This is a genomic window from Paenibacillus sp. Soil522, assembly GCF_001428245.1.
Classification (GTDB): domain Bacteria; phylum Bacillota; class Bacilli; order Paenibacillales; family Paenibacillaceae; genus Pristimantibacillus.
In genome coordinates this window covers 1-10,780 of record NZ_LMRV01000091.1, presented here as the reverse complement: position 1 = coordinate 10,780, position 10,780 = coordinate 1, and the positions used below count along the sequence as shown (strand labels likewise).

9 protein-coding genes and 1 pseudogene are annotated in these 10,780 nt (G+C 45.1%); 3 read left to right on the top strand and 7 right to left on the bottom strand.

The window, feature by feature from the left end:
* Positions 1–301 precede the first annotated feature (301 nt).
* Positions 302–1,201, bottom strand: a complete 900-nt coding sequence (locus ASG81_RS26640; RefSeq protein WP_056641789.1) for an AraC family transcriptional regulator — start codon at positions 1,199–1,201, stop codon at positions 302–304.
* 167 nt (positions 1,202–1,368) lie between these two features.
* On the opposite strand from ASG81_RS26640, the gene ASG81_RS26635 reads away from it, so the two are divergent.
* Together ASG81_RS26635 and ASG81_RS26630 are read left to right on the top strand one after the other, a co-directional pair.
* On the top strand, positions 1,369–2,541 hold the full coding sequence (locus ASG81_RS26635) for an MFS transporter (protein ID WP_056641788.1): 1,173 nt from the start codon (positions 1,369–1,371) through the stop codon (positions 2,539–2,541).
* 70 nt (positions 2,542–2,611) lie between these two features.
* Positions 2,612–3,463, top strand: coding sequence for an aldo/keto reductase (locus ASG81_RS26630; protein ID WP_056641785.1), 852 nt, complete (start codon positions 2,612–2,614; stop codon positions 3,461–3,463).
* Between the two features lie 225 nt (positions 3,464–3,688).
* On the opposite strand, the gene ASG81_RS26625 is transcribed toward ASG81_RS26630, so the two are convergent.
* From ASG81_RS26625 to ASG81_RS31465, 5 genes and pseudogenes are all read right to left on the bottom strand, one after another.
* Positions 3,689–5,041 (bottom strand): IS1380 family transposase, encoded by a 1,353-nt coding sequence (locus ASG81_RS26625; RefSeq protein ID WP_056641782.1) that lies wholly within the window; start codon positions 5,039–5,041, stop codon positions 3,689–3,691.
* 349 nt (positions 5,042–5,390) lie between these two features.
* The gene (locus ASG81_RS26620; protein ID WP_235549038.1) at positions 5,391–5,792 is read right to left on the bottom strand and encodes a zincin-like metallopeptidase domain-containing protein; all 402 of its coding nucleotides are present in this window, start codon (positions 5,790–5,792) and stop codon (positions 5,391–5,393) included.
* Positions 5,793–5,809: 17 nt separating this feature from the next.
* A complete protein-coding gene (locus tag ASG81_RS26615; RefSeq protein ID WP_056641780.1) occupies positions 5,810–7,654 on the bottom strand; it encodes a reverse transcriptase/maturase family protein in 1,845 nt (614 codons plus the stop codon).
* Between the two features lie 552 nt (positions 7,655–8,206).
* Positions 8,207–8,326: pseudogene (locus ASG81_RS33265) on the bottom strand (zincin-like metallopeptidase domain-containing protein); the annotation flags it as partial.
* A 400-nt stretch (positions 8,327–8,726) separates the two neighbouring features.
* Entirely contained in the window at positions 8,727–8,843 is a 117-nt protein-coding gene (locus tag ASG81_RS31465; protein WP_235549037.1) for an aspartyl-phosphate phosphatase Spo0E family protein, read from the bottom strand.
* Between the two features lie 826 nt (positions 8,844–9,669).
* Here ASG81_RS31465 and ASG81_RS26605 point away from each other — a divergent pair.
* Positions 9,670–10,050 carry a hypothetical protein gene (locus ASG81_RS26605; RefSeq protein ID WP_056641773.1) on the top strand — a complete coding sequence of 127 codons (381 nt, stop codon included), beginning with the start codon at positions 9,670–9,672 and terminating at the stop codon, positions 10,048–10,050.
* Between the two features lie 374 nt (positions 10,051–10,424).
* Here ASG81_RS26605 and ASG81_RS33610 read toward each other — a convergent pair whose 3' ends face one another.
* Positions 10,425–10,637 carry a GMC family oxidoreductase gene (locus ASG81_RS33610; RefSeq protein ID WP_081417609.1) on the bottom strand — a complete coding sequence of 71 codons (213 nt, stop codon included), beginning with the start codon at positions 10,635–10,637 and terminating at the stop codon, positions 10,425–10,427.
* Between the last annotated feature and the right edge of the window lie 143 nt (positions 10,638–10,780).

The window sequence follows — 10,780 nt, the reverse complement described above, 5'->3', positions numbered from 1 at the left end:
TTGTTTTGCCATAAAAAATATCCCCTCCAAGTTCACTCTTTCCTTCATGATAACATGAGGTTTTTTTAGAGTGTCTACTTAAAGGGGATAATACCAATCTGACTTGATGAGAGAGTTTCTATTTGGCTTTTCTAGATATAGTTTGAACTAACTGCTTAAGGATAATCGGAGGTATTTTCGTGCCGTATCCGCAATGTTACCGAGGGGATTTCCAAACCTATAGGTTGATTAAAGTGGATGTCAGAATGCCTCTCACACATTGGATTCGGCAAATACTTGCTCAGTAATTACCTGTGCCTGGTCATATGGTTTCCTTCAGACGCTTTATGTCAGCTTTGGGAGGAAAACCAAACATGCGAGAATATTCACGGCTAAACTGAGATGCACTTTCGTAGCCTACCCGGTAGGCAACTTCAGAAGCATCCACCGACTCAGTTAATAATAGGCGCCGAGCTTCTTGCAACCGAAGCTGTTTTTGGAATTGAAGAGGGCTCATAGCAGCGATTTCTCTAAAGTGTCTATGTAACGAAGAAATACTCATATTCGCTATTTCGGCAAGTTCTTCAATCCGAAAAGAACTATCATAGTTATTCATTATTTGTTCAATAACACCTTGGATTTGATGGGTTGGGCTTCCTTCCATTACAATTTGCTCCAAAATAATCCCATTCTGACCTTGGAGCACCCGATAAAGAATTTCCTTCGTAAATAGTGGAGCAAGCACCGGAATATCTTTAGGATTATCAATCAAACGAACTAACCTCATGACCGCATCTAATAAAGATGATTCCATCTGGCTGACAAACATAGCTCGCTTAGGATTTTCTTTCGGATCAACTCGAAATTCAGAATCTTGTAAAACCTCTAAGATTTGACTCGGTGTAAATTCAAGTTTGAAACCCAAATATGGAACATCGGGAGTGGCTTCAGTGACTTGGGCGGTAACTGGCAAGTGAACGGATGCAATAAGGTAATCGGCAGGACTGTATTTAAAGCGCTCCTGCCCTAGCCATACCTCCTTCGCTCCTTGAACTACCATACAAAAGGAAGGCTTGTAAACTCCGTGGCTTTGTCCGGCCGCATTCGAGACACGCATGAAAAATAAGGATGGAATAGCAGTTGGGTGAACACCGTCCTTTTCTGAATAGCGCTCAATGATTTTGGCGAGCTCATTCTGCTGTTTAGTGATTATTTCAGACATTTGATCCTCCCCCTTCCGTCATATTTATAGTTTGATTATAATTCATATTCGTCTGATACATAAGCGGTAGTGAGAGGATTAGGCAAACATTTGGCACGAATGGGATAACGGTCGCTTTGTCATCTGGTGCATAATAAGGATGTGAGAGGGGGGACAAATATAATACAGTGAACAATACTTGGAAAATTTATATGCTGACCCTTATCAGCTTTTTGGTCGGTACGTCACAATTCGTAATCTCTGGTATTTTAGATGAGGTCGCTACTTCCGTCGGCGTATCGCTATCGGCGGCGGGACAGCTTATCACTGTATTCGCACTTGCCACAACAATTGGTACCCCTGTGGTCATAGTGGCGACATCGAAGATAGGGCGGCGTAAGCAACTGCTGCTGGCGCTCGCCATCATATTACTTGGCATTATGTTAACTATCACTTTGCCAGGTTTTGGCTTCCTGCTTCTTTCTCGTATTGTACTCGGGGTCGGATCAGGCGTTTTCGTCGTCACCTCTTATGCTACAGCTGCGAATCTGGCACCTGCTGGACGACAGGCTAGAGCGATGTCCAACGTCTCACTAGGCTTTAGCGCTTCACTCGTTTTTGGCGTTCCCATCGGTCGCGTTGTTGCCGTTACGTATGATTGGAAGGTGATCTTCTGGGGCATTGGATTATTCACCCTGCTTGGAATTTTCGCCATCGCAAAGGCGATTCCATCTACGAAAGGCGAAGCATCCGTCCCTCTTGGCAAACAACTTGCCCTCTTGAAAAATCCGAAGATCGCTACCGCACTCGGCGTGACATTCTTCGTATTTATCGGCTATTCGGTGGTCAACACTTATATTACTCCGTTCCTCACCTCCGTTATGTCGTTGAGCGGAGGAGTTGTGAGCGTCATTCTTTTCGTATTAGGCATCGCGAGCTTAATCGGCTCTAAGTTTGGTGGATTTCTAGCGGACCGTACTGGCACTGCGCGCACGCTCGTCATCAGCATGATCGTACAAGCACTAGCGCTTGCGTTGCTATCTATTGCCGCCGGCTCAAACTTCGTCTCCATCCCGTTACTCATTCTTTGGACAATCGCTGCCTGGACGTTCGGACCGACGCAGAACTTTAACCTTCTTTCACTCGCTCCTGAAGCGTCCGGTATCATGCTCAGCTTGAACAGCACTTTCGTACAGCTCGGATTTGCAGTTGGCGCTGGCATCGGAGGAGTTGCCGTGGGTGGACCGTCGATATTGTCGATCTGCTGGATTGGAGCCGCTGCAGTCGCAGCGGCGGTCGCCGTGGTGTCCGTTTCCTTCGGGCTTACCCGTTCGTTCTCGAAACGCGCGGCGACAGAGTGAGTCTGATATGGATGTAATGGATAAGATCAAAGCGATTTACAAATAATTTTAAATTACTGGGGGATTTTATATGCAAAAAGTAATTTTGAACAATGGTGTTGAAATGCCTATACTCGGTTTTGGTGTTTTTCAGATTGCAGATGCAAATGAATGTGAACAAAGCGTTTATGACGCTATTATGGCAGGATATCGTCTGATTGATACCGCTGCCTCTTATTTAAATGAAGAAGCGGTTGGCAGAGCAATCAAACGGAGTAGTGTGGCAAGAGAGAAATTATTTATCACTACGAAACTTTGGGTTCAGGATACTGGTTATGAACGCACAAAGAAAGCATTTGAAAAATCACTGGAAAGATTGCAATTAGATTATTTGGATTTATATTTAATTCATCAGCCATTTGGCGATGTGTACGGCTCATGGCGGGCTATGGAGGAATTGTATCGTGAAGGAAAGGTCCGTTCAATTGGCGTTAGTAACTTCCAGGCGGATCGTCTGATCGATTTGATTATTCATAATGAAGTAGTTCCTGCCGTAAACCAGGTTGAAACGCACCCTTTCAACCAGCAAATCGAAAGTGCGAAATTCATGATAGAGAACAATGTTCAGATCCAATCCTGGGCGCCTTTTGCTGAAGGAAAAAATAACTTGTTCCAGAATGAGGTACTGGTATCCATAGCTGAAAAGTATTCTAAATCCGTTGCTCAGGTTGTTTTACGTTGGTTGACACAAAGAGAAGTCGTTGTGATTCCAAAGTCTGTTCGTAAAGAAAGAATTATCGAAAACTTCAATATCTTTGATTTTGAATTAAGACAAGAGGATATGGAGGCGATTACTACCTTGGATACGAAACAGAGCCTGTTCTTTTCACATCAGGATCCTGAAATGGTGAAATGGATCGGTACCCGTAAACTTGATATCTAACAATCGCTATTTTGAAAGACCACCCGCAGGTTCTGATTACGCAAAAAGAACCGAGAAATAATTCGTTAATTTAACACCTGAATCCGTGACGCCTGATCAGTTCAAAGGTTTTCTGCACTGGTAATTCAACCAGCTTATGGTTACGGGGCTTTTGCCCTGTTTGTGCGCAGCCCAAAGCAGAACCACCATTCTTAGGGTTCAGCACATGTATTCATTTCTGAAGGGTCAGGACAGTTGGCGGTAGATGCGGTGCAATTGCGGAAACCAAGGACTCCACCGGCCAAAGCAGAGCTTGAGCGTTCTTGCGTGTGTGACGAATCGCGCTGAAATCAGCATGAGATCTTGGATGACGGTGCGTATCCGTTGTCGAAAGACTTTTTTCTTTTTGGTCGGCGCATCCGGTTCTGTCAAGGCGATTTGTCCGATCAAACGCAGCAAGTTGTAGGCGAAAGCGCCCAGATGCAAAACCAGATCATTCGTATCAAATTTGCCGGACGGCAGACGCTCAAGATCCAGTTCGGATTTGATCTCGCTGTGAAATTGCTCGCTGGTCGCGTGATCTTTGTAAAGGGCGAGGATCTGCTCTTCCTCACAGGTCAGCGTCGTCCAGAACAGGTTCAGTTCGATCTCCGGAACCAGCAGGAGTTGACCGTCTCGTTCAGCCGTTCGTTCCGTTACGTGGTAAACGAGTTGAACCGGCTTGATGAAGCGTTCGGGATGAACGGTCTCACTTCCCCAATAGACCGTCTTTCCAGCTCGCTCCTCGATGCTTCTGCCTTCGCGCTTGGCAAAAGCCAGCCACTTCTCGGGCGATTCTTTTCGCGGATTGCGCTTGATAAGAAAGTCGACGTTGTGATCCAGACAATAGTTGATGTTATCGGCCGCATCATTGCCGCCGTCCATTCGAAGCAGCAAAGGCGTATCCGTGACGCGTTTTGCGTAGCGGACGGCCATGTCGATGAAGTCATCCGCATGCTTTTGAACGTTTGTCTTGCCTTCACGCAGCGCAACGTTTACGCAATATCCCTCTTGACCCAAGTAGCCGAAGAAGGGCGAATAACCGTCAAATCCTTTATACGTGCGGGAGACGCCTTCTTTTTGGGTACCGGAGTTGTCAAAGGGCGAGACGTCCAGATCAAGGGGCATATAGGAAACGGGCGTTTCTTCTTTTTTCCGATGAATCGGAATGGGCGAAAGCGGGGCATGAAACTTTTTGAGCAGATCGGCGGATTCTTCGAGCAAGACCCGCTGCCACTGACCGCATGGAGCCGCTTGGTCAAAGCGTTGGCGTAAAGTTGGTGCGGAGGTCATTTTGCGAATGCCGAGCGCTTTGGCAAAGAATCGATCCTGGCGAAAAGGCTCAATATGGTCAAAGTCGCTTTTCCCTTGGCAAAGCAGACCTAGGTAGGCGACGACGTTATCCGCGTTAGAGATGAGGGGAACTTTGATGTTGTCGATGACAGAGCGGTTCAGTCGCCCGAAAAGTTTGGTCTCTGCAAGTAGTTTGCCGACGAGAATAAGGCCGGCACGCGAAGTTAAGTAATCGCTGGAAGTTTCAAGCGTAAATTTGGCTACCATAAACATTCACCCCAGAGGTGTAGAGTAATAACAGTGAGGAAATCCACTGTTATCTCTATTTTACTCTGTTTATCTCTTCAAATCTATGAATTTCATAAGGCTGTGTTCACGGATTCAGGTAACAATTAGAAGTTAAAATTAAGGAGCAGATGCACTTAGGCAATCTGCTCCTATTTCGTTTGCAGAATCCAGGTATTTATTAAACAAATCTGCTCGTTAGTTGAGCAAAGAACTGCAATGAGACTGTTTCTTCGGCACTTCAACTTGTTGCTCAAGAAACCTGCCTAGTTTAGCTCAAGCAGGAGAAGGAAGAGCGTTTTGCCCGGTTGGGGGCCGCACTTCTCCGCTTTTACTCGGCTGCTTCCTCGAAGGTCATACCCAAAATAAAGTCCGCCGCCTTCTGTGCCTGCCCTGCAGTCTGCACAATTAACTTTTTATCGTCTTTCAGATTCCGCAGCCATCCGCCGATATACGCCGCTCTGTTTTCTAAGGTGCTGTTATCTACTCCGGCCACGCCGCAAAGCATCGCTGCGCCGATTTTCGCCACAAGTTCTTCCTTGCTGTAGACTTCACTTCCGAAAGCGGCAACCTCGATTATTCCCGAGCGGTATAAACGTTTTTCGTGCCCTGTGGAGTGGTAGGGTAAGCGTCCGGCGCCTTTTAAAGTCTCCTCGTTAGGTTTCCAGACGCTCCCCTCAGAACCGTACGTACACCTCTCGATGTATACGGCTCGCCACTTACTTACTATCAATCTAGCTTTCCTGCGTATTAATCCAGAAGCCCGGCATGAAGCTTTTTATGACACTCGTTACCATGACCATTAGCGCAGAGTGCCATTGTTTTCCTATTCCGTGCAATCATTGCTCTTTCCCAGCTTTTTCTACCTTTAAGATCTTTAAGTTTACGAACATGATGAATCTCTAAGGGAATATCCGTTGTTCCACACCAGTCGCATACGCTTGCCGCGAGTCTACTTATGAGACTTGTTCGGGCTGAAACATATTGATGCGTGTTAGGCTCTAGGTCTACCATCCTTTGTTTATGAATGATTGAAGTATCCCTTTGGAATCCTTCGCTGTAGAATGTTCGCTCCCTTAAGCCCTTCTTCGTTTGGTAGTTGACTGTAAATACTCCATTTTTGTTATACTGATTTTTGATCTTGCCGATTGAACTTTTATACTTGTTGGCAAAGGTCTTGTACATGCTGTATTCCATGAAGTATTTGAATTTATTTAGTCCGCTACAGTTGATTGCCAGCTTGTAGTATTCATACATTCCTTTGATCTGTGCATTATAGGTGGAGAGTATTTCAAGATCATCTAGGTTAGTAAGGTAGGGTCTATGAACGGCTTTCCAAAATTTGCCGTCCATTTGAATGGCATTTATTTGCACCAGTTTTCCTACCCATGCATCTTTCGGCATTTCTAATCTAACTTTGCCTGTTGAGTTCCTCATGGTATATCTTTTTCCATACTTGTTTTCGACTTTTTTGAGATTGTCAGTGGTTGAGATGCAAACTTCATAACCCAGGAACTTTGCTTTGTTTGTTCCATGGGTAATCAGCGTTTTTTCTTGGGAAAGTTCTAACTTCAGTTCATCTATTATGAACATTGTTAGCTCTTCCTTGATTCGCTGTGCGTCCTTCTTGCTCCCAATAACACCGATCAGAAAGTCGTCTGCATATCTGACATATTGTAGTCTCTTGTAATGAAAATCCATTTGATCTTTAGAAGGTAGCGTTACCCTTAGCTTTTTGTTATCCTTGATTTTCTTGATGAGAGATTCTTTCTCGCTTTCCTTTAAAGTACCGTATTTGCCGTTGAGCTTTTGTTTGAAGTAGTTTTCACGACTTCTTATTACCTCATAGGCTTTATTGGGACTTCTCGCCTTGCCCTTATCAAACTTTTCCTTAAATTTTAGAATGTATTGGTCTAGTTCGTTCAGGTAGATGTTGCCCAGAATCGGACTGATGATTCCACCTTGCGGGGTTCCGCTATAGGTATTATTGAACTTCCATTCTTCTAAATATCCTGCACGAAGGAATTTCCAAATCAATCGAATGAACTTCTCATCATTGATTTTCTTTCTTAGGATGCCTATTAGAATGTGATGATCAATGTTGTCAAAGAATCCCTTAATATCTCCTTCTATAAACCATTTGGTTCCATTAAAACGATCTACAATATGGGTTAGAGCTGTATGGCAGCTTCTTCTCGGGCGATAACCATGTGATTCGTCGGCAAAGTTCCCTTCATACATACTTTCAAGTAGTTCTTTTACTACCGCTTGAACCAACTTGTCATCAAATGAGGGTATCCCTAGAGGTCTCGTTCCACCTTTTTTCTTTGGAATGTAAGTTCTTCTTACTGGCATTGGTTGGTAGCTTTCATCTTTGAGCTTGTTGATGAGTTTGATTATCCTATCAAGACTCATCCCATCGATGGTTTTTCCATCGACTCCTTTGGTCATGTTACCTTCTTTTGCGTAGACTTTCGCATATGCCCGAAGGTAGAATTCTGGATTATAGAAATTGCGGTATAACCTCTCATAGATGTAGGTTACTTCTACGGACTTGGAAGCTAGGTTGTCCAGAACCACTTGTGGATCTCTCATAGAGCCTCACGCTCCTTCAACTTGTAGTTTCTGGATTTCAGTAAGCTGTCCCCCTTCGCCATGTACTAGGCTTTCCCTAGCTCAGACTACTACGGAGACTCCGTTGCCATGCTGGATTTTCAGATCCTACGATCATAGCCAGTCAACTGATAGGCGCTCCAGTTTAGGCAATCCCCTTTTAGGTTTAAAAGGAAGCTCGTAACAGTGTCGGACGCGACGTTCGTCATTTACTCTTTACCGAGTTAGGAGAACGGTAGCCACTATCAAGAGGTATAATCCATTCCTCAAGATTCCGTTTCATACAGCCTCAAATGTATCCTTTGCTGTAGCCCACGATATAGCCCTTCTGACTGTCGTTTAAGCAGTGTAGCCTTCATCCTCATCTGTTACTTTAACCTCGCCACTCAGTCGCACAGTGATACCCCCGTGACTCGTGACTTCGACGGCATGCTACAGTCCCCTCTCAGGTTTCCCTTCAAGAGTAAGCCGTTGGTTTTATGGATTTTGTGACTAATCCAGCCGCTTGCTAGCACGGCAATCCTCATTAAACCCTTACGGGCGCACGATTAACTCATGGAATAAGGTCGAATAATATTCCTCGGGCTTTTCGTAATCGCACAGCTGTGGAACGCTGATGTAATCCTGTGACGGTACATAAAATGCCTGCCCTGATTTAAACCGAACGGGCGGTGCATCCTTGTACCTTGTACCCCTGACAAATAATTTTTACCATATGTTCCCTCTCCCTTATAGCGTGGTATAATGGAGGGGCGAAGGGGTACAGCAATTTCTTCGCCCCGGCCGAATTGCTCCCTTTAAGCAGCTCGGCCTTTTAATATTCGGAGGGTAGTAAAAATGTGGTCACGCTGCGGTCAAACTCTGTGATGATCCAGAATTTCACGCCGTCCGCGCTTGTGTAAGTAGACAGAAGCCGAAAACCATTTTCTAACGCTTCGTTGTTATGTGCCCAATCTTCACCGCAAACCTCGCCCCAATCGCCGTTTATGTGCCGCGTCTTTCTCGCTTGTCGCTACCACTTGTCCCAATGGAAATTTGCAGATAAATAAATTCGTCATGCGCTTTTCCTCGCTTTCATTTGATAGTAGGTTCTTAGCAAACCGTCCAACTTTTGCGACTGTTCCACCACTTGTGGAGCGCTAAGGCCGTACCGCTCGGCTAATTCATGCATTTTGAACCGCTCTTCCTCTATCCGCTTCAGAAGCATAAGAAGATTCAAACCCCGTTTCCCGGCGCGGATAAAGCGCGTCAAACTCTCGATGACTCATGTTCCTTTTCACCCCCTTTCAGGCCCTACTTTCTGCCCTTAACCCCTTACTCGGACACCGCTTGCCTGTCTAGCCCGAGCGGAGATGAGCTGAAGGTTTTAAGGTGTGAGCAGTTTGCTGCTTGCTGTCTTGCCTTGCCGTATGTAGTTTTCAAAGAACAAAAACTCACTCGTTATACCGTAGCTGTCGCAGATTTAAGACCATACAGGTTCTCGCAGCGCAAGGTTGTTTTTTCGCCTTGCGCGGAGAGGTTCTATATGGTCCCATGCGACCGGATGGATACGGTATGACGAGTGGCTTCTTTAAAAAACGAAATAGGCCAAGGCCTGTACGCGGTAAATGTCTGCGAAACGAACCTTCCGCTTCTTCGATCAGGGTTTGCAAACGCGTTGCTTCGTGGGATGGGCTTACTTGCTTTGGGAACGAGGATGGAATGGAGTGAAGCGAAGTGGAATCATAGTTCCGATCTGCTTCATAGAACATGATTGTTTACGGAGATGGAGTGATAACGGAAACGCAGGAAATTATGTTGTTCGAGCGTTACCCCAGAGGTTTTCTGCTTCCTTGCGAGTCCCGTTTAGAATCCCAAGTGACCCCGGTGTTTTTCCGGGGTCACTTGGGATTTAGGGACGGTGAACCGGGGGATTAGAATTCTTTCATCAAGAGTATTTAATATTACATAAATTTGTAAAATGGATTAAAATATCCTCAATGAGGGGAGGTGAAATAATGAACAAGTTTAAAAAATTAATTTTGCCAGTGACAATCGCTTTTGCCATGTCTGCTGCCGTTCCATCTGCATCAGCCGGAGCCGGATCATGGGATTATATTGGCGAAGAAACTGTTTACGAGTATGGTAGCAGCTGGGATTCTGGTGGAGGTAGCTGGAAAGTAACCAGTGATCCATACAATACAGTCTGCGTAAACTATGAGCTTTGGGAATATGATCCTTATGATCCAGATGACTATGTAGGAAAGCGCTCTGTCTGCCCTGGTGAGAATGATGTATTTGATGTTAGCGGATTTACTGACGGTGGTGGACAAGCTGAACTGTACGTAAAAAAAACAAATTATAAAGGTACTCCTACAAGATTAATTTATCACGACTGATCAAAGGCAAGCCGGCACTAAGCTGGCTTGTTTTTTCATTACGCCAAAACAGATCCTTAGAAGCCCATAGAGTGTCATCTAAAGTTAAACCAGAAAAAAACAGGAACTGTCCCTTTTAGGGGTTTAGCCACATGCCCATCAAGTTAAGAAATACCTTCACCCCCAAAACGAAAAAAATGCTCATGAAATATCTCAAGGGCTCTTTTTCTTGTTTTAACGTGGCAATGCGGAGAAGTTGATTCCCTTGGGAAGGGTCAAGTACAACACATGGTAATTCACTCCATTGAAGGGGCGACAGCAGGAATTATTCACGCTCGCATAACAATATGATCTGCCGTTCGAATGGCTAGCGCAACTGTAGTCAACGTTGGATTTCAGGACCCGATGAATGGCAAAACGCTGTTGTCAGCCACATAAAGTCCGGAAATGCCATGAACTTGACCATGCGGATCCGTGACTGAGGTCGAAGGATCATCCCCCATACGGCACGTACCCGAAGTGTGATGCAAATCTCCGGTAGGTAAAAGGCAGATTTCACCAAAGATGATATCGGTGGCGGAAGAAATCTGCTTAACAGTTTCCAACATTTTCTGAATTTCTGCTTGTTCTGCTTCACTGAAAGAAAAGAAAACTATAATGCTCCCATAAGTTGAGACACGGGAGGGAGAAAAATAAGTTATAATGAAGCAATGGAAAAACGGAACCGATATACCTCAGAGTTTAAGACGAA